20 protein-coding genes and 1 tRNA gene are annotated in these 21,317 nt (G+C 61.7%); 15 read left to right on the top strand and 6 right to left on the bottom strand.

Annotated elements, in window-relative coordinates; genetic code table 11:
• The first annotated feature begins 23 nt into the window (after positions 1 to 23).
• The gene (locus MTR64_RS05930) at positions 24 to 485 is read left to right on the top strand and encodes a hypothetical protein (protein WP_243991821.1); all 462 of its coding nucleotides are present in this window, start codon (positions 24 to 26) and stop codon (positions 483 to 485) included.
• Between the two features lie 163 nt (positions 486 to 648).
• On the opposite strand, the gene MTR64_RS05925 is transcribed toward MTR64_RS05930, so the two are convergent.
• The 4 genes from MTR64_RS05925 to MTR64_RS05910 form a co-directional block, all read right to left on the bottom strand.
• Positions 649 to 1,170: a DUF1993 domain-containing protein gene (locus tag MTR64_RS05925; protein WP_243991820.1), complete on the bottom strand. Its 522-nt coding sequence runs from the start codon at positions 1,168 to 1,170 to the stop codon at positions 649 to 651.
• A gap of 49 nt (positions 1,171 to 1,219) precedes the next feature.
• Positions 1,220 to 2,317, bottom strand: a complete 1,098-nt coding sequence (locus MTR64_RS05920) for a GGDEF domain-containing protein (RefSeq protein WP_243991818.1) — start codon at positions 2,315 to 2,317, stop codon at positions 1,220 to 1,222.
• Positions 2,318 to 2,625: 308 nt separating this feature from the next.
• Complete coding sequence (locus MTR64_RS05915) at positions 2,626 to 3,327, bottom strand: peptidylprolyl isomerase (protein WP_243991816.1); 702 nt, start codon at positions 3,325 to 3,327, stop codon at positions 2,626 to 2,628.
• Between the two features lie 18 nt (positions 3,328 to 3,345).
• Complete coding sequence (locus tag MTR64_RS05910) at positions 3,346 to 4,050, bottom strand: GcrA family cell cycle regulator (RefSeq protein ID WP_243991813.1); 705 nt, start codon at positions 4,048 to 4,050, stop codon at positions 3,346 to 3,348.
• A gap of 93 nt (positions 4,051 to 4,143) precedes the next feature.
• Here MTR64_RS05910 and MTR64_RS05905 point away from each other — a divergent pair, with 93 nt between their 5' ends.
• Positions 4,144 to 5,022 carry an ABC transporter permease gene (locus MTR64_RS05905; protein ID WP_243991811.1) on the top strand — a complete coding sequence of 293 codons (879 nt, stop codon included), beginning with the start codon at positions 4,144 to 4,146 and terminating at the stop codon, positions 5,020 to 5,022.
• Between the two features lie 128 nt (positions 5,023 to 5,150).
• Here the strand turns inward: MTR64_RS05905 and hspQ are convergent, their stop codons facing one another.
• Positions 5,151 to 5,531, bottom strand: coding sequence for a heat shock protein HspQ (hspQ, locus tag MTR64_RS05900; RefSeq protein WP_243991809.1), 381 nt, complete (start codon positions 5,529 to 5,531; stop codon positions 5,151 to 5,153).
• Positions 5,532 to 5,689: 158 nt separating this feature from the next.
• On the opposite strand from hspQ, the gene MTR64_RS05895 reads away from it, so the two are divergent.
• From MTR64_RS05895 to MTR64_RS05885, 3 genes are all read left to right on the top strand, one after another.
• Positions 5,690 to 5,779, top strand: a tRNA-Ser gene (locus tag MTR64_RS05895).
• Between the two features lie 185 nt (positions 5,780 to 5,964).
• Entirely contained in the window at positions 5,965 to 7,002 is a 1,038-nt protein-coding gene (locus MTR64_RS05890; RefSeq protein WP_243991807.1) for a tyrosine-type recombinase/integrase, read from the top strand.
• A 44-nt stretch (positions 7,003 to 7,046) separates the two neighbouring features.
• A protein-coding gene (locus MTR64_RS05885) for an IS3 family transposase (RefSeq protein WP_243991805.1) occupies positions 7,047 to 8,407 on the top strand; the annotation gives its coding sequence in 2 pieces (ribosomal slippage) (positions 7,047 to 7,391 and positions 7,394 to 8,407; 1,359 coding nt in all).
• 93 nt (positions 8,408 to 8,500) lie between these two features.
• On the opposite strand, the gene MTR64_RS05880 is transcribed toward MTR64_RS05885, so the two are convergent.
• Entirely contained in the window at positions 8,501 to 9,490 is a 990-nt protein-coding gene (locus MTR64_RS05880; protein ID WP_243991803.1) for a helix-turn-helix domain-containing protein, read from the bottom strand.
• 350 nt (positions 9,491 to 9,840) lie between these two features.
• Between MTR64_RS05880 and MTR64_RS05875 the strand changes: the two genes are divergently transcribed.
• The 10 genes from MTR64_RS05875 (at position 9,841) to MTR64_RS05830 (ending at position 21,225) form a co-directional block, all read left to right on the top strand.
• Positions 9,841 to 12,345 (top strand): TonB-dependent receptor, encoded by a 2,505-nt coding sequence (locus tag MTR64_RS05875; RefSeq protein ID WP_243991801.1) that lies wholly within the window; start codon positions 9,841 to 9,843, stop codon positions 12,343 to 12,345.
• Positions 12,346 to 12,363: 18 nt separating this feature from the next.
• Positions 12,364 to 13,662, top strand: a complete 1,299-nt coding sequence (locus MTR64_RS05870; protein ID WP_243991799.1) for an acyl-CoA dehydrogenase family protein — start codon at positions 12,364 to 12,366, stop codon at positions 13,660 to 13,662.
• A gap of 11 nt (positions 13,663 to 13,673) precedes the next feature.
• Complete coding sequence (locus tag MTR64_RS05865; RefSeq protein WP_243991797.1) at positions 13,674 to 14,912, top strand: thiolase family protein; 1,239 nt, start codon at positions 13,674 to 13,676, stop codon at positions 14,910 to 14,912.
• Between the two features lie 5 nt (positions 14,913 to 14,917).
• Positions 14,918 to 16,519 carry an AMP-binding protein gene (locus MTR64_RS05860; RefSeq protein WP_243991795.1) on the top strand — a complete coding sequence of 534 codons (1,602 nt, stop codon included), beginning with the start codon at positions 14,918 to 14,920 and terminating at the stop codon, positions 16,517 to 16,519.
• The gene (locus MTR64_RS05855) at positions 16,516 to 17,634 is read left to right on the top strand and encodes a saccharopine dehydrogenase family protein (protein ID WP_243991793.1); all 1,119 of its coding nucleotides are present in this window, start codon (positions 16,516 to 16,518) and stop codon (positions 17,632 to 17,634) included. The genes MTR64_RS05860 and MTR64_RS05855 overlap by 4 nt, the downstream gene beginning before the upstream one ends.
• Positions 17,631 to 18,416: an SDR family oxidoreductase gene (locus tag MTR64_RS05850; RefSeq protein ID WP_243991791.1), complete on the top strand. Its 786-nt coding sequence runs from the start codon at positions 17,631 to 17,633 to the stop codon at positions 18,414 to 18,416. The genes MTR64_RS05855 and MTR64_RS05850 overlap by 4 nt, the downstream gene beginning before the upstream one ends.
• A gap of 13 nt (positions 18,417 to 18,429) precedes the next feature.
• Positions 18,430 to 19,170: an SDR family NAD(P)-dependent oxidoreductase gene (locus MTR64_RS05845; protein WP_243991789.1), complete on the top strand. Its 741-nt coding sequence runs from the start codon at positions 18,430 to 18,432 to the stop codon at positions 19,168 to 19,170.
• 5 nt (positions 19,171 to 19,175) lie between these two features.
• Entirely contained in the window at positions 19,176 to 20,003 is an 828-nt protein-coding gene (locus MTR64_RS05840) for an enoyl-CoA hydratase/isomerase family protein (RefSeq protein ID WP_268740764.1), read from the top strand.
• Positions 20,004 to 20,066: 63 nt separating this feature from the next.
• Positions 20,067 to 20,435, top strand: coding sequence for an EthD domain-containing protein (locus MTR64_RS05835; RefSeq protein ID WP_243991784.1), 369 nt, complete (start codon positions 20,067 to 20,069; stop codon positions 20,433 to 20,435).
• A 1-nt stretch (position 20,436) separates the two neighbouring features.
• Positions 20,437 to 21,225, top strand: coding sequence for an SDR family NAD(P)-dependent oxidoreductase (locus MTR64_RS05830; RefSeq protein ID WP_243991782.1), 789 nt, complete (start codon positions 20,437 to 20,439; stop codon positions 21,223 to 21,225).
• Positions 21,226 to 21,317: the final 92 nt, after the last annotated feature.

Below are 21,317 nucleotides of genomic sequence, written 5' to 3'. Positions count from 1 at the left end.
CTGCCGCCGATCATGGTTGCCGAATGATTAAGCGACTCCTCATGCTCTCGCCGCTGTTCCTCGCCGCTTTTCCGGCTGCTGCCGAAGCGCGGCCGCAGGACTATGCCGAAGGACAGGTCTGGCAGTATGCTACTCGCGCGCAGGATGCGGGCTCGCTGGTCAAGATCCAGCGCATCGAGATGAAGGACGGCCGCCCGGTCTATCACGTCAGCGTGATCGGCGCGCACTTTGCCGGTGTGAGTGAAGCGGGCGTGCTCGAGCACCTGCCGGTTTCGGAGGAAACGCTCGATACCAGCGTGACGCGGCAGGTTCCCGGCGCTCCGGCCTTCGCCGGTATCGCGATTGATGCGGACATTGCCGAATGGCGCGCGCAGCAGGGTGGTGTGCTCAACGGTTCGCTGGCGCAGGTGCTCAACAACGTGGATGCCATGCTCTCAGCGCAGGCCGCACCTGTGGTGCGTTCGGTATCGACCGTTAATAGCTAGCTATTGGTGGCGAGGCGCGGCGCAGGGGGCGCGTTCTCCTCGCGCGGGATGTGCCGCCAGATGCCCGGCGACTTCGCACGGCACCGTATCGCCCTTGGCAAGATCGAATTCGTCAATTCTCTCACAAGATATCGATACTGAACCTGCGCTTCGGAGTGATGTTTCACCCCTTCAAGCGAACCTTGCCCAGAAAGTCCCGCTTGCCGATCTCGAGGCCTAGATTGCGCAAGATCGCGTAAGCTGTGGTTGTGTGGAAGAAAAAGTTGGGAAGGGAAAAACTCAGCAGGAAATCTTCGACGGTGAAATCCATCCGCATCGAACCAAACTCGAAACGCGTATCGTTCCGGGCGATTGCGTCGAGTTCTCCTGGCGTGATGGAACGTAGTGCTGTGATCGATTCAGCGAGTTCTGCATGCAGGGCGGCAAAATCGGTGGGTGCCGGGGCCAGTTCGGGGCCGAACACACCGGCGCGCACCCCCGACACTGCGCGGGCCGAATGATGTCCCGCTTCGAAGATCTGCTTGGCAAACGGCCACATGTCGGGCGCCAGCCGCGCTTCGGTAAGCGATTCTGCAGGCAGGTTGTTCTCTGTGCAATGCGCTTCGGCGCACGTGACAAGGCCTGAAAGGCTTTCCAGCGCTTGCAGGCAGGTGGCAACGAAAGCACTGTCCAGTGAAACGGTCATGACTCTCTCCCGGTCGTCGCGGGGAGAGTAGGGACCACATCGCGATGGATCAATCCTGCCCGGATTTGCCCGGCGAATTGGCCTTGAGCACGATGTTGCGGCCTGCTTCCTTTGCCTGGAGCAGGGCATTGTCCGCGGCGCGCAGGGCTTCGCGGGCGTCCGGGAAGGCATGGACGTCGGCGACGCCTGCGGACAGCGTGATCTGACCAAACGGTACATCGGTCGACCGGTTGATGAGCCTGCGGGCAGCGATCGCCTCGCGGGCTTCGTCGATCAGGGCCCAGGCATCCTCGATCATCTTGTCGCGCAGCACGACGACGAATTCCTCTCCGCCGTGACGGGCGACATGGCACTTGTCGTTCGACATCGTTGCCAGCGATTGTGCCACCGTGCGCAACACGCGATCGCCCGCTTCGTGTCCATGCTTGTCGTTGATGCGTTTGAACTCGTCGATGTCGCAGAAAGCGACGCACAGCGGTTCGCCACTGTCGCGTGTTGCGGCGTACTCCTGACTGTATCGTGTCTCGAAGGCCCGACGGTTGGGGAGGCCGGTCAGATGGTCGATCTCGGCTTCGGCGCGGGCATCGGCGAGCTGCTGCTGTAGGGTGCGGGTCTCGCGTTCCGAACGGCTGAGTTCGCGAGCCACTTCGCGCGTGCGGTCGAGCATGTGATGCGCAAGCGTCGTGATCTGCTCGATTACATTGCCGCTGGTATCGATCGTTTCCAGATCACCCACATGCGCCTCGAGTGCAGAGTTGTAGTCGGTGGTGGCCGTGCGCGCGACGCAAGCCGTGTTCGCGAATTCCTCGATCGTCTTTTCGAGACGCACGATCAGCGAGTGGATTTGCGCGGCACCACCATCCGTGGCTTCCTCGTGCATGATCTCTTCCAGCCAGCCCAGTGTCAAAGGCAGGCCATCCGTCTCGCGAGCGGCCGCGATCGCGGCGAGCCTCGGCTTCGTGCCGGTGACGATGTCATGCGCGACTTCAAGGGTGAAGGGACAGACGGGAAGATCGTGCATCATCAGGAATTCGGAGATGTCGGCAAGGGTTTCCAGCCGTTGGCGATCGCTGTTTCCCGGGCCTGTTCCATTGCCGATCCGCGTGACGGGCACTTCGTCAGGCTGGAGCACAGGCGATGCGTCCACGCCAAGTTCTGCCGGTTTGACTCCGCCAAAGCCGAGCCAACGCATTATGCCCCCCCGGGTCATGCTGGGATCATGTGCCGTCATGTTACGGTTAACGGCGGCAGGCTTCCGGATTTAAGATTGGGAGCCACATAAATTGGATTTTACAGGCTCAATTCGGCCAGTTGATTGCCGCGATCTTTCAAAGACATGCGTAGAGGGTTCAAGAACATCGTAAATATCCTGCCCGACCGGTTCACGATTTACTGGGAGACGCGGCCTGGCACTGGTCAGTGATGATTCGCAACCTGCGTGACCTCTTGGTGGCGTTACTGCCCTTGCGCCGTTGATTCCGGTGCGGCCACGCGGCGGGCGTTTATGATCCTGACTTCGTTTTCCAGGATATCGCCCTTCATGACGCCTTCGCCCTTGGTGGCAGAGCGCGGCATGTTCCAGATCGCGCGCACCACGTCCATGCCGCTGGCGACGTGCCCGAAGGCGGCAAAGCCTGCCCCCGGATCCTGGCCGGTGTTGCCCTTCTCGGCGTCGAGCGCGGGCATGTCGGACATCAGGATCATGAAATCGGCCGTCGCGCTGCCGGGAGCGAAGCGTGCCATCGAGACCGTTCCGGCCCTGTGCAGGATGCCGGTCTGGTTGGTCGTCTCGTGCGCGACCGGCGGTAAAAGCTTAGCCCCGTCGCGCACGCCGCCCTGCAGCAGTCCGGCAGGCTCGTCGCTGTAATCCAGATGCATGGCGCGGTAGAACACCGCCCCGTCCATCCGCTTGCTGTCCACATATTTGAGGAAGTTCGCGGTGGTGAGCGGGGCGTGCGTCTTGTCGAGATCAAGTGTGATCACGCCGGCGCTGGTGGTCAGTGCCACATAGACATGCTCGACCGGCTCGGGAGCCGGTGCGGGAACGGGGGCTTCGGCAATGACCGAGTCCTGCGCGGCCAGCGGGCCGGCGTGACAAGCGAATGCGGTCGCGAACCCGAAGGCCAGCCAGCCGTACCATTTTACGCCGGGCACCATGACCGCTCCAGCCCCGTTCTAGCGGACGCGCGGGCCGCCGAAAGGCAGGGGCGGAGGAGGCCGGCGCGCGCCGCGCGGCAGCTGGGCCTGATAGGCCCGGCCGCAGTGGTCGACGCAATACGGGAAGCCCGGGTTCACCTTTTCGCCGCAGAAGTGGAAGTCCGGCTCGCCGGGGTGGCCCATTGGCCAGCGGCAGATGCGGTCGTTGAGATCGAGCAGGCTGGTCTTGTCAGCGATTTCCGGGCTCGGCTTGGCCGGAACCAGACGGCGCGGCGGGGCCGGCGGGATCGGTGCCTGCTGGTCGCCGGGGCCCTGGCGCAGGAAGCCGCCGGGGCCTACCGAAATGATCCGGGGCTGCGGCTTCGCTGGGGCTTCTGCAGCAGGTTCGGCGGTAGCGGGCGTGGGAGCGGCGGGCTCGGCGGCACGTGCCGCGGGCGCTGCCGGAACCGGCGCGGGCTTGCGTTCGGGAGCCTGACCTGCCGGTTCGGCGGCGCGGGGCGCGGGCGCTTCGGAGGCTGGCTTGGCTTTCTTGGGGGCAGCCGGCCGTGCGGGCTTTTCGTTCGCTTTCACGGGGGACGGGCGTGCCTTAAGGCCAAGGCGATGCGCCTTGCCGATAACCGCGTTGCGGCTTACGCCGCCCAGCTCTTCCGCGATCTGGCTGGCGGTGGCGCCGCCTTCCCACATCTTGGTCAGCTTCTCGATCCGCTCGTCAGTCCAGCTCATTCCCGTTCCAATTTCCTGCCGGGGTCAAAGAATCACCCCGAAATGCGTGATGCCCGCTTGCTTCGCAAGGCCGCAGCCGATAGTCGCCGGTTCATGGCCGATCAAACGAATTCGACCGAACTGCTGACACCCACCGCGCTTGCGCAGCCTCGCCGGTTTCCGGCAAAGGGCGAACCCCTGATCCACCAGGTCAACTGGGTGGGGCTCAAGACGCTCTATATGAAGGAGGTGAGGCGCTTCTTCAAGGTGCAGACCCAGACGATATGGGCCCCTGCGATCACCACCATGCTGTTTCTTGTGATCTTCACCGTCGCGCTGGGGCGCGGGGGGAAGGAAGTGCTCGGTGTCAACTTCGCCACGTTCGTGGCGCCGGGCCTGATCGTCATGGGCATGATGCAGAATGCGTTTGCCAATGCCAGCTTCTCCTTCCTGTCCGGCAAGATCCAGGGAACCATCATCGATTTCCTGATGCCGCCGCTCAGCGAAGGCGAACTGATGCTGGCGATGGTCGCTGCTGCTGTGACAAGGGCAGTGCTTGTGGGGCTGGTGCTGTCCGGCGCCATGCTGCTGTGGCCGGGTGTGGACCTGTCAATCGCGCATCCCTGGGCTGCTGTGTGGTTCGGCCTGATGGGTTCGATCTTCCTCGCGCTGCTCGGCTTTCTGTCCTCGATCTGGGCAGAGAAGTTCGATCACAATGCCGCGATCACCAATTTCGTGATCGCGCCGCTCTCGCTGCTTTCGGGCACGTTCTATGTGATCGACAATCTGGCGCCCGCATTCCAGGCGATCAGCCGGGGCAATCCGTTCTTCTACGTGATCTCGGGCTTCCGCTTCGGCTTCCTCGGCGCCAGCGACATCGGCGATACCAACATGGCGGTGCTGCACGGTGCGCTGGGGCTGGGCGTGGTGAACATCGTCTTCGCCTCGATCATCTATCTGATCCTGCGTTCGGGCTGGAAACTCAAGAGCTGAACGCACTGGCAGCCATGACCGCGGATACCGCAACCATGATCGAGTGGCAGCTGTGCTTTGACGCAGAATGATCCTTCAGTGCCCCGGGAATCTGCGACGGCGACTTAGGGGCCGCTAAACGGGAAAAGTCAGTGGGCGAGGCCGCGCCGCAACTGATAGCGGCCGTTTTGGTACTCGTCGAAAATTTGTGACAGCGAAGGGTGATCGACCGGGCCGCCTTCGCTGTCGGCCATCAGGTTTTGCTGGCTGACGTAGGCGACGTAGCTCGATTCCTCGTTTTCGGCGAGAAGATGGTAATAGGGCTGCTCGCGCAGCGGACGCACATCGACCGGGATCGACTGATACCATTCCTCGCTGTTGGCGAAAACCGGGTCGATGTCGAAAATGACACCGCGGAAGTCGTGATGCTTGTGGCGGACCACGTCACCGATTGCGAACCGTGCACGCGTCAACCGGGGGGCATCGATGACCCGTCCGGCCTGCTGGGAGAAAAAGGTCGCCCTGTTCATGTGGGGCAATATAGGTTTGGCGGCTGGATGAAACAAGCAAGGCTGCTGATCGATCCCCGCTTTTTCCGAAAAGAGGGGCTTGGCAAGCGCGATCAACTGGGCTACCGGCGCGCTTCGCTCGACCCGGCGGAGGCTTCCTCCGCATAGCGATCTCAGTCGGAGAGGTGGCAGAGAGGTCGAATGCGCCGCACTCGAAATGCGGTGTACGGGCAACCGTACCGTGGGTTCGAATCCCACCCTCTCCGCCATTTGCCCGTTCGCTACGGTTCGCGATCATCCGGAAAATCACAATAACTATCGGATAATTCGTGCTTTTTGTTCGCGGTCATTCGTGGCCGTTCGCCTGTGTCCGAAAACGAATGTGGGCCTGAGTGTGGTACTGTGGGTCTCGGGTGGCCTTCAAAAATGCCTCGTCTGATGGTACCATCGCGGCATGGGAAAACTGAACGCCGCCATCATTGCGGAACTCACAGAGCCCGGACGCTACGTCGACGGTGATGGCCTTTATCTCAGGATTTCGCCTTCCGGTGGCAAAAGCTGGGTGCTTCGCATCCAGGTGAACGGCACGCGCAGGGACATCGGACTTGGTGAGGTTCGCCATGTGCCCGTCCGCGCTGCTCGCCTGGAAGCAGCTGCGGCCAAGAAGCTCGCCGCGGCGGGGATCGACCCGCTCGAAGAGCGCCGCAGGGTCACAAGGGTGATCCCGACGTTCGAACAGGCCGCCAAAAAGGCTCATGCCGAGATGGTGAAAGGCTGGAAGAACGGCAAGCACACCAAACAGTGGATCAAGACCCTCGAGCTCTATGCCTATCCGAAGCTTGGCAAGCTGAAGGTAGACAAGATCGACGGCCCCATGATCCGCGATGTTCTTGCCGAAATTTGGCTGGAAATCCCCGAGACGGCGCGCCGCGTCAGGCAGCGCATCGGGACCGTGCTCGATTGGTCCTATTCCAACGGCTTTCGGCAAAGCGAGGCGCCCATGCGCTCGATCTCGAAAGGCCTCCCGCGCCAGCCAAAGAAGAAAGGACATTTTGCGGCGCTGCCGCATGCGCAGGTCAATGGCTTCGTGAAGCAGCTCCAGTCCAAGCCGGCATGCGCAAGTACCCTGGCGCTGGAAGCACTCATTCTGACGGCGGTCCGTTCAGGGGAGATCCGGGGCGCCCGTTGGGATGAATTCGATGACGATCTGACACTTTGGACAATTCCAGAGGATCGGATGAAGATGGAAGTCGAGCACGCCGTTCCGCTTTCTCATCAAGCGACCGATGTGTTCCGCAGGGCACGGGCGCTACGCATTGCTGACTGCGATCTGGTCTTTCCGGGGGCCATCAGCGGCTCAACCCTTTCCGACATGGCGCTGCTGGAGCTTGTGCGCGGTATGGATGTTCCAGCGACGGTCCATGGTTTTCGGTCGAGCTTTCGCGATTGGGTGTTCCCCGTCAGCACCAATGGCACAGATTTGAGGTTGTGATTTAAGGAGGATTTGGGCTTCGTCGTAGTGACGAAGGAACGAAGATGAAGCCCAAATCCTCCTATGCAAAATCGCCGAAGGCGCCTGCGGAGCAGGTGGTGAAGGACATCCGGCGACAGACCCGGCGGCACTTCTCGGCCGAGGACAAGATCCGCATCGTTCTCGAAGGCCTGCGCGGCGAAGACAGCATCGCCGAGCTGTGCCGGAAGAAAGGCATCGCCCAGAGCCTGTACTACACCTGGTCGAAGGAGTTCATGGAAGCAGGCAAGCGGCGCCTGGCCGGCGATACCGCCCGTGCCGCGACCACCGGCGAGGTGCAGGATCTGCGCCGCGAAGCCCGCGCCCTCAAGGAATGCGTGGCCGACCTGACGCTGGAAAACCGTCTGCTGAAAAAAAGCATGATCGCGGATGGGGGCGACGACGAATGAGGTATCCCGCATCCGAGAAGCTCGAGATCATCAGGATCGTCGAGCAGTCGCACCTGCCCGCCAAGCGCACGCTGGACCAGCTCGGCATTGCCCGCCGGACGTTCTACCGCTGGTATGATCGCTACCTTGAAGGCGGGCCGGAGGCCTTGGAGGATCGGCCATCGGCACCGAGCCGCGTGTGGAACCGCATCAGTGACGACGTCCAGGACCAGATCGTCGAGATGGCGCTGGAAACGACCGAGCTATCCCCCCGCGAACTGGCGGTGCGGTTCACCGATGAGAAGCGCTACTTCGTGTCGGAATCAACGGTTTACCGTCTGCTCAAGGCCCACGACCTGATCACCAGCCCGGCCTTCGTCGTGATCAAGGCCGCCGACGCCTTCCATACCAAGACCACCCGCCCGAACGAGATGTGGCAAACCGACTTCACCTACTTCAAGATCATCGGCTGGGGCTGGATGTACCTGTCGACCGTGCTCGACGACTTCTCGCGCTACATCATCGCCTGGAAGCTGTGCACCAACATGCGTGCCGAGGACGTGACCGACACGCTGGACCTCGCCCTGGCGGCTTCCGGCTGCGACAGCGCCACGGTGCTGCACAAGCCGCGGCTGCTCAGCGACAACGGGCCGAGCTACATCGCAGGTGAACTGGCCGAATACATCGAGGCCAACAAGATGAGCCACGTGCGCGGCGCCCCATGCCATCCGCAGACCCAGGGCAAGATCGAGCGCTGGCACCAGACCCTGAAGAACCGCATCCTGCTGGAGAACTACTTCCTGCCCGGCGATCTCGAAGCCCAGATCGAGGCCTTCGTCGAACATTACAATCACCAGCGATACCACGAGAGCTTGGCCAACGTGACGCCCGCCGACGCGTACTTCGGCAGGGCTCCAGCCATCATCAAGCGCCGCGAAACCATCAAGCGACAGACCATCGAACATCGGCGCTTGCAGCACCGCAAGCTCGCCGCCTAACATCAAACCCCAGACGAGGTCCGTTCTCCGCTAATTTACGCCGCGATCTGCGCCAAATGTTCTGACGACGGACAGTTTTGCGCGTTTCCGTGCCTACGTGCTCATCTGTATGGGATTGGCAGGTGGACTGCGGAAGGCCCGGGGCGAGACGTTGTAACGATCCTTGAAGGCACGATTGAAGCTGCTGATGTTGCCGAAGCCGTGATCGAACGCGATCTGACTTATGGAAAGATCACTCTTTCTGGTGCATTCAAGGTCGGCCCTGCAGCGCTCCAGGCGTCGCATCTTGAGCCATTTGGCGGTCGAAATGCCTTCCTTTTCGAAGAGCTTGTTCACGTATCGGGCGCTCACTCCATGGGCAGCCGCGATTTTCGCTGGGGTCAGACTATCGTCATCCAAGTTGTTCTCCACATAGTCTTGAATGCGGCGCAGCAGGCTGGAGCAGTAGCTTGTCGATTTCTGGTTGGCCGCAAGTTGCTGAGCAAGGCTGATTCCCAGAATATCGAGCAGGGAATTGGTGACCCTATTGGCTTCTGCAGCGCTGATCTTGCTGCATTCGCGAAAGGCGGCATTGACCAGTTCCGAAGCAAGCCGGCCCAAGCCTGAAGACCCGATCACGCGATGAGCCGTAATATCGCTCAGCGAAGCCAAACGCCCCTCGATCCGATATCGCGGAACACTGATCCACAATGCATCGAAGCTGCAGGGCACTTCGATGCGGTATTCCTGCGTGCAATCCAGAATGGCAAGGTCGGCGCGGCTAAGCGTTGCCTTGTGCATGTTCTGGGTCAGGATGGCTGACCCAGACAGCATGTAGCCTATGAAGAAGTTGTTGGACTGAGACTTTTCTATCAGGTCCCATGTGCGCTTGACCACGTGCCGGCCGCCTTTGGTCGTGGCGCGAATAAATGTGGTGTCACCGAACGGATAGCTGCGCATGACGCTGCTTACCGGCTTGTCTTGTTCAAGCTGCTCGAACTCCAGTTCCACGAAGATTTCCGAGAGTTTGCGTGACCATTCCGAAGGAGTTCCGACGACTTTCTGCGACGCTCGCATAGCTGCCGCGTTCTGCGAATCCGACATTGTTTTATCCTCTCCGAATTATTGTTCTATTTTATAGCAATCTGGTGAAAATGCAAAATTTGTGTTCCGTTTTGATTGCAGTGATGGGAGATTGCCTTTGCAGGTGTAAGATAAAGCATTGATATATATATGATTTATAAAAAAATTGATCGCGCTCGGGTAGTTCCGTTTCCAGCAAGCTCACAGGCAGGAGCGGGCCTTTGTTCCGTTTTTGCAAATAGTTTGGACTGCGCCAGCGCAGACAGTCATCCCTGCCGTCGTGCATCAACGCTGCATTGAATAGCGGAGCTTCGGCGACCTGCAAAAGTGGCAGGCGCGGGGGAATTATCTGCGATTTATGGGAGGGGTGAATGGGAAGCTATTTTTTCGATGTGGCTCGTATTGCGTTTCTGGCCGGTGTAAGCGGCCTTGCGCTTGTTTCCGCGCCGGCGTTTGCGCAGTCTCAAGCCGGCGCTGCTCAGGCCCCTCAGGCCGATAACAACGGCCTGACCGAGATCGTCGTAACGGCCACCAAGCGCGCCGAAAACGTGCAGGACGTGCCGATCGCGATCACGGCCTTTTCTGCTGACGCACTGGCGCAAAAGGGCATTACCGAAGTCGTTTCGGTCGGCAACCTGGCTCCCAACGTCACTCTCGATGCCGGCACGCCGTTCTCCGGCTCTTCTTCTGTCCTGGCGGCCTATATCCGAGGCATCGGGCAGAACGACTTCGCCTTCAACCTCGATCCAGGCGTCGGTATCTATCTCGACGGTGTCTATCTCGCCCGCTCGGTCGGTGCGAACCAGGACCTTCTGGATATCGAGCGCATCGAGATCCTGAAGGGCCCTCAGGGCACACTGTTCGGCCGCAACACCATCGGTGGCGCCATCTCGATCGTCACGCGCGATCCCGAGCCTGTCTTCGGGGGCAAGCTCCAGGCCACGACCGGCAGCTTCAACCGGATCGACGTGAAAGGCGCGCTCAACGTGCCGATTTCCGATAACCTGCTGTCGAGCGTCAGCTTCTCGGTGAAGAACCGCGACGGCTATCAGAAGGTCATTCCGTTTCCGGCCGACGGCGCATACGTCGACGAGGAGGATTCCTTCCCTAGCTTCGGTTCGGGTCATCCTAGCACCCTTGGCGGCGATGACGAGTGGACGGTCCGCGCAAAGCTGAAATGGACCCCGACGGATACGCTCAAGGTCGTTCTGGCTGGCGACTATCTGCACCAGAGCAACAATGGCGTCGCCAGTTCGCTGCTTGCGACGTACGGAGATCCATCTGATTCGGCTCAGGTTTTCGGAGGGCTGTATAACCTTTGTATCGGTACGCCGGCAACGACCATGGCCGCAATCGGGCTTGATGCCCTTTGCGGAACCCGCGCCTCGGTTGGCACGCCGTTGGCCGGCGTCAACGTGGACGAAGTTTCGGGTAATGATCACCTCACTTGGGGTGATCAGTTCCTCACCGGCGACAAGGACAAGACTTACGCCACGGGCAACAACTTCTCGCGCCTGAAGAACTGGGGCCTTGCGCTAACCGCCAGCCTCGATCTCGGGGCTGCCGAACTCAAGTCGATCACGGCTTATCGAAAGCTCGACTGGAGTAGCGCGCAGGACGAGGACGGATCGCCATTGGCCCTGCTCGAAACATCGTTCCAGATGAAGCAAGAGCAGTTCAGCCAAGAGCTTCAGCTGACCGGCGAAGCAGCGGGCGGGCGCCTGAAATATGTCGGCGGACTTTACTACTTCGTTGAGAAGGGCAACCTCCACGACTTTGTGACCTTCCCCGGCGGGCTGCTGCAGATCGACGGGCAGAACCTGCTGAAGACAAAGTCCTACGCCGCTTACGCTAATCTCAACTACGAACTGACCGACCAGCTCTCGGTCACTTTCGGCGCACGTTACACCATCGAGCAGAAGCACTTCGAGGGCTTCCAGCGTGACGTAAACGGCACGTTCTACAAGCTCGTCCTGAACGATCAGCCGTCCGAGGCAAACAGGCAGTTGCTGTGTGCCGTTGCGAATTTCTGCTATCCGGACGCTTCCGACATTCTGCGTATCTACCCGCTGGGCAACAACCACCAGAAGTTCACCAACTTCTCGCCCAAGATCGGCCTGGAATACCGTCCCACGTCTGATCTGATGGTCTACGCATCGTACTCCAAGGGCTACAAGTCCGGTGGCTGGACCACGCGTCTCACGACACCTGCAGTCGCTGGTGCGACGGCTCCCAGTTTCGGGCCCGAAAAGGCGACGAGCTGGGAACTTGGCATCAAGTCCGAGCTGGCAGATCGCAAGGTCATCCTGAACGTCGCGGGTTTCTACACCGACTACAAGGGCATCCAGCTCAACTTCCAGGTTGGAACATCGCCGACGTTGGCCAATGCGGGTGACGCCGAGATCTACGGATTCGAGGCCGAACTGCAGGCTCGCCCGGTGCCCGCACTTACCCTGCAAGCAGCGGTTGGCTACACCCATGCCCGCTATACCGACGTGCTCTTCGGCGTGACCGGTGTCACCACAGACTCCAAGTTGTCCAAGACACCGTCCTGGAAGTTCAGTTTTAGCCCGCAGTATACGATCGACCTCGCATCCGGCGGCGATTTCGTGATCGGCGTGGACTACACCCACACCTCCTCGCTGTTCAACAACACCGAGAACTCGGCGCTAGTGGCACGTCCGGCAACGGACATCCTCAACGGTTCGATAACCTACCACGAACCTGACGGCCGCTGGTCGCTCTCGCTGGGCGGCACCAACCTGCTCAAGGAACGCTACATCACCTCGGGCCAGGTCTCGGTTGCAGGCGGTGCCGCCTACGGCACCTGGAGCCGTCCGCGCGAATGGTACCTCACGGGTCGCGTCAACTTCTAATAGCAAGGATCGACAGCCATGAATTCGCAAGTCGAAATTGCCGCCCACGACGCCGTCGGGCCGCTCTCCTGGCCCGCTCAGCCCAAGGTCAAACTTGGGTTGAGCGGCGCCGAACCCGCGCTGACTGAAACCGAGCAGGCCTTCCAAGACATGGCACACGCCTTCGCGCGTGATGTCATGCGCCCGGTCGGCCAGAAACTGGACAGGCTGACTCCCGAAGAAATCATCGATCCCAATTCCATCTACTTCACCGAGTTTCGCCCCAAGTACTTGGCCCTCGACATCAACCCGGTGACCCTGTCCGAGCTTTCCCCCGAGGAATTGGGCAAGGTCCTGCCGATCATCATGGAAGAGTTCGGCTGGGGTGATGGCGGCCTGTCAGTGACCATCGGCGCATGCCAGTTACCGCCACTGATTGCCCTGATGTTCGGCAAGGCGCACCTGCTCGAACGTTATCCGGTCGACATGATCGGCTGCTGGGCGATCACCGAGCCGGACCATGGATCGGATGCGCTCGACCCCTCGAAACAGATTTTCCACGCGCAGGGCAAGTATGGCCGCCCGAACTGCGTTGCCAAGATCGAGGGCGATAAGGTGGTGATCAACGGCCAGAAGTCGGCCTGGGTCTCCAATGGGCCGATCGCCGAGGTCTGCGTGCTTTATGCTGCGGCGGATACCGGCGTGGGGGCCGATCCTGAAAAGGGCGTGGTCATGCTCGTGCCGATGAATGCCCCGGGCATCTCGCGGGGCAAGTCCATCGACAAGCTTGGCCAGCGTCCCCTTCCCCAGGGGGAAATCTTCTTCGACAATGTCACGTTGCCGCTCGAGAACATCTTGGCAGGACCCGAGGAATTCCAGCGCGCCGTCTACGCGATCCATTGCGAAGCGAATGGTCAGATGGGCGCAATCTGGACCGGTGCCGCCCGCGCTGCCTTCGAGATCGCATGGCAGTATGCACACGAGCGCAAGCAGGGCGGTGTGCCGATCTACCGGCACCAGTCCGTGGCGCAGCGCCTCTTCCACATGTACCGCAAGGTCGAGGCCTCGCGCGCACTGGTCCGACGCGTCGCCGCCTTCAACTTCACCTCGCCCCTCCCGGCGCTGCAGGCTGCCATGGCCACCAAGATCACGGCAACGCAGACGTCCTTCGAAGTCGCATCGGATGCGCTGCAGATGCTGGGCGGCAACGGCAACACGCGCGAATACCCGATCGAAAAAATCCTGCGCGACGCGCGCGCCTCGATGATCGAGGACGGCTGCAACGAGATCCTGTCGATCAAGGGCGGCTATCAGATGATGGATCCCGATCTCCTCTAAGGAGCCAGTAAATGCGCACGCAAGCTATTGTCGCCGGGGCAGGCATGACTGCCTTCGGCAAGTTCCCAGACCGGACCTTGAAGGACCTTGCCGGAGAGGCGATCCGTGCTGCCCTTGCCGACAGTCCTCTCAATCTGGAGGACATTGAGGCAGCCTACATGGGTAATGCCGCAGCGGGCACCATTACCGGCCAGGTGTGTGTTCCCGGCGAGGTAGTCTTGCGTGAACTGGGCCTCGGCGGCATCCCCGTCATCAATGTCGAGAACGCCTGCGCCACCGCGTCCACTGCGCTGAACCAGGCTGCGGCCATGGTCTCGGCGGGGCTGCACGACGTGGTCCTGGCGGTCGGCTATGAAAAGCTGGTCCATGAGGACAAGGCACGAACTTTCTCTGTGTTCTCGGGCGCAGTGGACGTGCTGGACATGCCTGGCCTCACCAGCCTGATCGACCGCAAGATGGCGCAAGTGGGTATGAAGCCCGATCCATCGACAGCTGCTGCGCGATCGCTGTTCATGGACATTTATGCCACCGAAGCGATCGCGCACATGCAGAAGTACGGCACGACGCGCGAACAACTCGCCGCCGTGCCCGCCAAGAACTCGCGCCATGGCGCGCTCAATCCGCGCGCACAGTTCCGGGCCGTCACGACGGTGGAAGAAGTGCTCGCTGCGCGCGAGATCGTGTGGCCGCTGACATTGCCGATGTGTTCACCGATCGGGGACGGAGCGGCCGCTGTTATCTTGATCAGCGGGAAAAAAGCGCGCGAACTGGGGATAGTCCAGCCGGTGACGATTACCTCCAGCGTGCTTATGGCGAGCTGGGACTATCCCGAAGGGCAGGAATCGCTGGTCTTCGAAAAGGCCATCGCGCAGGCCTATGAGGAAGCCGGGCTCGGACCGGACGATCTCGATGTCGTCGAACTGCATGATGCCTCTGCATCATCGGAAATCCTGCATACCGAATATCTGGGCCTTTGCGCCAAGGGCGAAGGCGGTCGGGTGATCGAATCCGGCCTGACCGAACTGGGCGGGGCGGGCCGCACCGTAGTCAATCCTTCGGGTGGGCTTCTGCGCAAGGGACACCCGATCGGGGCAACCGGGATTGCCCAGATAGTGGAGATCTACGAGCAGCTCACGGGGCGCTCGGGATCGCGGCAGGTCGAAGGGTCGAAAGTCGGCCTGGCGGAAAATGGCGGGGGCTACATCCGCGGCGATGTCGCCGCACTCTGCGTCACCATATTGAAGAGGTAGCCATCATGGCGGGAAGCAACCTACTAATCATCGCGAACCTGATCGCGGATCGCATGGCCGAATGGCCCGATCGCGATGTGCTGACCTTCGAATTCCAGGGCCAGTTCGAAAGCCGCACCTATCGCCAGCTCTGGGAAAACAGTCAGAAGATCGCGGCCGGCCTGCAGGCGGCGGGCATGAAGCAGGGCGACCGCTTTGCGATCCTGCTGGAGAACCATCCCGAGTTCGTGGAGATGATGATCGCATCGGCCATTCTCGGCACGGTTTTCGTCCCTATCGATCCCAGGACGCGCGGCGCGAAGCTGGCCTACATGCTGCGTGACAGTGGCAGCAAGGGCGTGGTTTGTGCGCCCTACTCGCGGGCGGGCGTGCTTGAGGCGCTAGTTGACAGCCCCGGCATCGCATGGATCGCCTCGCTGGGCGCAGCGGCGCAGGGCCTGCCTGCCGCTATCGCCAGTTTCGGGCTGAACAACTGGCTGGCCGCCGCGTGCCCGCAGCCCGAGTTCGAGGTTGCCGTGACCGACGAGACTATGCCGATGCAGCTCATGTACACCTCGGGCACCACCGGCGATCCCAAGGGTATCGTTATCCCCCATGGCCGGTTCGGCATGGTATCGGGCCATGGCGAAGCCGTGTTCGGCTATCGTGCCGGAGACAGACCCTATACCGGTCTTTCGTTGACACATGGCAACGGCCAGTTCGTCACGCTGGCACCTTCGCTGAAAATGGGCCTTCGCGCCGTCATCAGCCGCAAGTTCACCAAGTCGCGACTGTGGGACATCATTCGCCAGCAGGGCTGCACCACTTTCTCGCTCCTGGGCGGCATGGTCACTGCGATCTTCGCCGAACCGGTGCGCGATGACGACGCCGACAATCCCGTGCGCCTCGTGGTATCGGCGGGGATGCCTGCCAATCTGTGGACCGAGTTCGAGCGGCGCTACGGTCTTGAAGTCTTCGAATTCTATGGCGCGATGGAAGGTGGCATGTCCTTCAAGCGCCCGGGCGAAGGGCCGATCGGCAGCTGCGGTCGGGCCGCGCCGGGGTTGGTTGCGGTCGTCACCGACGAGGATGGCAACGAAGTGCCTCGCGGCACTTCGGGTGAACTGCGCTTTCGTCTCGAAAGCGGGGACTTCCCTCCTGTCACGTACGTCAACAACCCCGAGGCTTCGACCAAGAAGGTACAGAACGGCTGGCTGCTCTCCGGCGACATCGTGCACATGGATGAAGAGGGCTGGATCTTCTATGAATACCGCAAGGGCGGTGGCCTGCGGCGCAACGGCGATTTCGTGAGCCGCGCGTTCGTGGAACGCGCCCTCGCGGAACATCCCGGCGTCGATGACATCTTCGTTTACGGCGTGCCGGCAAGCAATGGTGCGCCGGGCGAGAAGGACGTTGTTGCCGCCATCGTGCCGCTGGACGAGGACTGTGCGCCCGACCTGTTCGCGTGGGCCAAGGACCGCCTCGAGGCCAACATGGTGCCCACCTACATCCAGTTTGTGGACCAGATTCCCAAGACGGCATCGGAAAAACCGCAGGAACGCTTCCTGCTCGATCAATTCAAGGCCCGGAACAGCCGAATTTATACGATTGAAGGAGAGTTTGCATGAGCGAGATCGAAGTCGTCCTGTACGGCGCAAGCGGCTATACCGGCGAACATGTCATGTGGAAGCTGGCCGAACTCGGCATCCCCTTCATTGCCGCCGGGCGCAACAAGGAACGCTTGACTGCGCGCCTGGCCGCGCAGTCGGAGCTCAAGGGTGCGCGCTATGAGATCGCGCAGGTAGAACACACCGAGGAAGCTCTGACCGAGTTGTTCAAGGGCAAGAAGGTCGTCCATAACCTCGTCGGTCCCTACATGCAGTACGGTGAACCGGTCGTGCGCGCCGCGCTCAATGCCGATTGTCATTATCTCGATGCCACCGGTGAGCAGGACTGGAAGCTGCTCATTCGCGAAAAGTACGGCAAGGCCTTCGCCGACAAGGGCCTCGCGCTTTCGCCTGCGGTTTCCTCGATGTGGATATCCGGCCTCCTGGCTGCCGAAAGCGTGCTCGAAAAGCCCGGCATCGACAGTGTGGACATCCTCTACACTCTTCATGGCGTGCCTTCGGCCGCTTCCACCCTCAGCTTCATGCGCATGTGCTGCCAGCCGCAGTATCGCCTGGTGAACAACAAGCTGGAAGCCTGGCCCGCAGCCACGCATTTCCAGGTCGCCGTGCCGGGTCACCACCGCATCCTGACTGCTCTGCCGTGGAGCGGCGGTGGTGAATCGCTGTATTATGAACGCGATGAGCGTGTCATCAACTGCTCCACCATGGTCACCTTCCAGAACCAGGCCCTTATGGAGATGCTGGTTCCCAAGATGCAGGAGTTCGCCGAGAAGTACGCTGGTCTCGGCGAAGAGGCGCAGGAAGCAGCCACCAACGAGTGGGCCAACCAGATTGCACCGCAGGGCGACCAGCCGCGCGAGGACTATTCGCAGCACCGCGTCCTATTCACCTGCCATGGCCGTGGTACGCTTGTCGCACGTTCGACCGCAACTTGGGGCGTAACCGGCTATGTCATGACAGGCCTTATGGGCGCCACCGTGATCGATTGCCTTATCAAGGATCGCCAGCGTGCGGTCGGTTTCGTGTCTCCTCTCGAGGTCACCGGCGTCAAGCCGATGCGCGCCGCACTCGAGGACGGCGGCGTCTACGGTCAGATGAGCGAGCTCATCGCATGAGCGAGCGGGTTGCGGCAAAGCGCATTCTCGTTACAGGCGGCGCCCGCGGTCTTGGCGCTGCCATAGCCAGGCGACTAGCGGCGGATGATGCGGTGGTCTTCATCGCCGACATCGCGCGCGAAGAAGGCGAAGCTCTGGCGAGCGAAATCGGCGGCTACTATTTCGATCTCGATGTTTCCAGCGAAGCGAACTGGATCTCGGTCATCGCCGAAATCGAAACGGGTTTTGGCGGGCTCGACGGGCTGGTGAACAACGCCGGCATCGCCACCAGCAAGGGCGGCGAGGACATCGAGACGATCGAGATCGAGGACTTCAACCGTATCTTCTCGATCAACGTCGTGGGCACTGTGCTGGGTTGCAAGCACGCCATTCCCTTGATGGCGCGCAGCGGACCGGGATCTATTGTAAACCTCTCGTCAATCGCCGCACTCATTCCTGCCGCCTTTGTTGTATCGTACGGGGCCAGCAAGGCCACCGTGGCCCACCTGTCGCGGTCGGTTGCGCACCACTGCGCGATGCGTGGCTATGGCATCCGCTGCAACTCCCTCCATCCGGGGCAAGTCCGCACCGACATGATGAATGGCATCATCGAGCGCGTGGGCCGGGATACGAACATGGGCACGGAAAAGGCCGGTGAAGTGTTCGACGGCCAGATTCCCCTGGGATGCCCGCAGGAGGCCGAGGATATCGCCAACGGGGCGCTTTATCTGTTGAGTGACGAGAGCCGCTACGTGACCGGAACACAGCTAATCGTCGATGGTGGAATGACCTTGAGCAACTGAGGATACCAGAACCATGAGTTTAGCGGGAAAGGTGATAGCCGTTACCGGTGGTGCATCGGGCATCGGGCTGGGCATTGCGCGGCAACTGGATGAGATGGGTGCACTTGTCGCCATCGTCGACAGGCCCCAGAGTGATGCCGCGGCGCTGGCCGAGGGTCTGAAGTCTGCGCGGGCATTTCACGCCGACGTTACCGATCCCGCTGCCATGGTCGAGATCATGCAGCAGATCGTCGACTGGGGCGGCAGGCTGGACGGGGCGGTCAACAACGCCGGATTGGGCGGCCCGTTCGTCCCGACCGTGGACTACCCGCTGGACTGGTGGGACCGGATCATCTCGGTCAATCTCAACGGAACGTTCTACAGCCTTCGCGCGGAGATCCCGCATCTTGTCGCCAACGGCGGCGGAGCCATCGTCAACATGGCCTCAATCTGTGGCTTCGTCGGGCAGGCCGGGACCGCTGGCTATGTGGCCACCAAGCATGCCGTGATCGGCTTGACCAAGAACATCGCGCTCGAATACGGTGCGGCTGGCGTGCGCTGCAACGCAGTGTGCCCCACTTACGTGCGCACGCCGCTGACCCTTGCCGAAATCCAGGATGAAGAGACCTGGGCAGCGCTCGATGCGCGCCATCCGATCGGCCATTGTGCCAGCGTCGAAGATGTCGCGGCGATGACGATCTTCCTGCTGGGCGATGGCGCGCGCTCCGTCACTGGATCGGCGCACCTTGTCGACGGCGGCCTGATTGCAAGCTGAGCGCAATGACCGGCTTCAGCTCTTTGACCCTAGGCGTGGATGGCGCGATAGCCGGGGTCAGCTTCGCGCATCCCCCCATGAACCTTCTGGACGAGGCGATGTTCGCCGATCTGGAAAGGCTGGTCGAATGGCTCGAGGCGGCAGAAGAGGTGAAAGTCGCCGTCTTCGAAAGCGCGGACGACCACTTCTTCATCGCCCACGCCGACCTTGGCATGCTGTCTCGCATGCCGATGCCTGCGCCGCAGGATGTCACGGGCCCTTCGCCGCATCAGCAGGTCTTTGCGCGATTCCAGCGTCTGCCCCAGCTCACGATCGGCAAGCTGCGCGGCATCGCGCGCGGAGGCGGGAGCGAGTTCCTGCTCGCGCTGGATTTACGCTACGGCGCCCGCGAGACGGCGGTGCTGGGGCAACCGGAACTACCGCTCGGCTTCCCGCCGGGTTGCGGGGCGACGCAGCGCCTGCCGCGCCTTGTTGGCCGCTCGCACGCGATTGAGGCCATCATGAGCGGGCGTGACTACAACGCCGACGAGGCCGAGCGCATCGGCTGGCTGACCCGGTCGATGCCCGATGCCGATCTCGATGCCTTCGTCGAGGATCTGGCCGGGCGCGTCGCTTCGTTTCCGAAAGTGGCGATCGTTCAGGCCAAGCGGGCCATCGATGCATCGCTGGCACCGGCGGATGCCGGCTCGGCGGCGGAATTTTTCGGGTTTCTCACAGCCTTCGGTCAGCCCGAGGCGAAAACCCGGGTCCAGAAGGCGATGGCAAACGGTTTCCAGACGCGCAGCGTGGAACGCACGTGTCTCGATGATTGGGTGTCGTGCATCGCCCCGTGATGCCCGGCACATCGGGCGCCCTTGGGTGGGCGCTTCAATGGTGTTCAAGAGAGAGGAATTGCGATGGTCACGATCCACTATTGCCTGCGCCGCAAGCCCGGAATGTCCTTCGAGGATTTCTCCGCCTACTGGCGCGGCCCGCATGCCGAACTGGTTCGTTCTATCGCGGACAAGCTGGGCATTGTGCGTTACGTCCAGAACCACGCCATTCTTCCCGAGATCGCTGCGGCCATGAAGGGCATGCGCGGTACCAGCGAGCCGTTCGATGGCGTTGCCGCGATCAGCTTTGCCACGCCCGAGGATCTGGCGCGCGGCAACACCGATCCCGAAGCTGCTGAAGCGCAAGGCATTCTGGCGCAGGACGAAGCCGAATTCATCGATATTCCCAACTCTGTGATCCTGTTCACCCAAGCACACGAGGTCATCGGCTGACATGGCACGTTTTGCAGGAAAGACAGCGCTCATCACCGGCGGCGGGACCGGCATCGGCCGCGCAACGGCTGAGGCGATCGTGAGCGAGGGCGGCAATGTCGTCCTCATCGGCCGGCGGCTGGAGCCGCTCGAGGCGGTTTCCGCGGCCTGCGGCGCTCTGGCAGTTGCCGGGGACACGACATCGCCGGAGGATCTGGAGCGGGCCGCGAAGCTGGCCGAGGATACCTATGGCGGCCTGGACATCCTGGTCGCCAACGCCGGTATCGAGCACTTCGGCTCGGTCGAGACGGTCGGGCTGGACGACTGGCGCAAGGTTATCGAGACCAATCTGGAAGGCTCCATGCTGGCGGCGCGGGCTTCAATCCCCGCAATGCGCAGGCGCGGCGGCGGGGCCATTGTGCTCGTCGCATCGGTGGCCGCTAACCTGGGAGCGCCGTCCTACGTGTCCTACCTCGCTTCCAAGGCGGGCATGCACGGCCTCAACCGCTCGCTTGCCTACGACTACGGCCGCGAGCGCATTCGCAGTAACGTGATCTGCCCGGGCTGGGTCGCCACTGAGATGACCGATCGCGCCAAGCACGACATCGCCGCGGCCGAGGGCACGACGGCCGAGCAGCTGGTGGCTGACGTCGTCGCCAATTATCCGCTGCGCCGGATGGCCGAGCCGGAAGAGATCGCGCGGGCCATTGCCTTCCTGGCCTCGGACGATTCCTCGTTCATCACCGGCACCTCGCTGGTGGCCGATGGCGGCGGCAGCATCGTCGATATCGGCACCTTGCCTTTTGCCTGAGGTGCCTGCGCACCACCTCGGGCCTGCATCTTTCTTAGGGAGTATCGCGCAATGAAAATCCTCGTGCCCGTGAAGCGGGTGATCGACTACAA

Origin of the sequence: Novosphingobium album (ex Hu et al. 2023) (assembly GCF_022832385.1) — a bacterium.
Lineage (GTDB): Bacteria > Pseudomonadota > Alphaproteobacteria > Sphingomonadales > Sphingomonadaceae > Novosphingobium > Novosphingobium album.
The sequence above is the reverse complement of the archived record's forward strand: the minus strand, read 5'-3'. Positions and strand labels throughout refer to the sequence as shown.

Bases quoted from the DNA above. Each gene is read 5' to 3' on its own strand.
- MTR64_RS05930 (WP_243991821.1), top strand. From the start codon at position 24: ATGATTAAGCGACTCCTCATGCTCTCGCCGCTGTTCCTCGCCGCTTTT.
- MTR64_RS05925 (WP_243991820.1), bottom strand. From the start codon at position 1,170: ATGACCGTTTCACTGGACAGTGCTTTCGTTGCCACCTGCCTGCAAGCG.
- MTR64_RS05915 (WP_243991816.1), bottom strand. From the start codon at position 3,327: ATGGTGCCCGGCGTAAAATGGTACGGCTGGCTGGCCTTCGGGTTCGCG.
- MTR64_RS05910 (WP_243991813.1), bottom strand. From the start codon at position 4,050: ATGAGCTGGACTGACGAGCGGATCGAGAAGCTGACCAAGATGTGGGAA.
- MTR64_RS05905 (WP_243991811.1), top strand. From the start codon at position 4,144: ATGGCCGATCAAACGAATTCGACCGAACTGCTGACACCCACCGCGCTT.
- hspQ (WP_243991809.1), bottom strand. From the start codon at position 5,531: ATGAACAGGGCGACCTTTTTCTCCCAGCAGGCCGGACGGGTCATCGAT.
- MTR64_RS05890 (WP_243991807.1), top strand. From the start codon at position 5,965: ATGGGAAAACTGAACGCCGCCATCATTGCGGAACTCACAGAGCCCGGA.
- MTR64_RS05880 (WP_243991803.1), bottom strand. From the start codon at position 9,490: ATGTCGGATTCGCAGAACGCGGCAGCTATGCGAGCGTCGCAGAAAGTC.
- MTR64_RS05875 (WP_243991801.1), top strand. From the start codon at position 9,841: ATGGGAAGCTATTTTTTCGATGTGGCTCGTATTGCGTTTCTGGCCGGT.
- MTR64_RS05870 (WP_243991799.1), top strand. From the start codon at position 12,364: ATGAATTCGCAAGTCGAAATTGCCGCCCACGACGCCGTCGGGCCGCTC.
- MTR64_RS05865 (WP_243991797.1), top strand. From the start codon at position 13,674: ATGCGCACGCAAGCTATTGTCGCCGGGGCAGGCATGACTGCCTTCGGC.
- MTR64_RS05860 (WP_243991795.1), top strand. From the start codon at position 14,918: ATGGCGGGAAGCAACCTACTAATCATCGCGAACCTGATCGCGGATCGC.
- MTR64_RS05855 (WP_243991793.1), top strand. From the start codon at position 16,516: ATGAGCGAGATCGAAGTCGTCCTGTACGGCGCAAGCGGCTATACCGGC.
- MTR64_RS05850 (WP_243991791.1), top strand. From the start codon at position 17,631: ATGAGCGAGCGGGTTGCGGCAAAGCGCATTCTCGTTACAGGCGGCGCC.
- MTR64_RS05845 (WP_243991789.1), top strand. From the start codon at position 18,430: ATGAGTTTAGCGGGAAAGGTGATAGCCGTTACCGGTGGTGCATCGGGC.
- MTR64_RS05840 (WP_268740764.1), top strand. From the start codon at position 19,176: ATGACCGGCTTCAGCTCTTTGACCCTAGGCGTGGATGGCGCGATAGCC.
- MTR64_RS05835 (WP_243991784.1), top strand. From the start codon at position 20,067: ATGGTCACGATCCACTATTGCCTGCGCCGCAAGCCCGGAATGTCCTTC.
- MTR64_RS05830 (WP_243991782.1), top strand. From the start codon at position 20,437: ATGGCACGTTTTGCAGGAAAGACAGCGCTCATCACCGGCGGCGGGACC.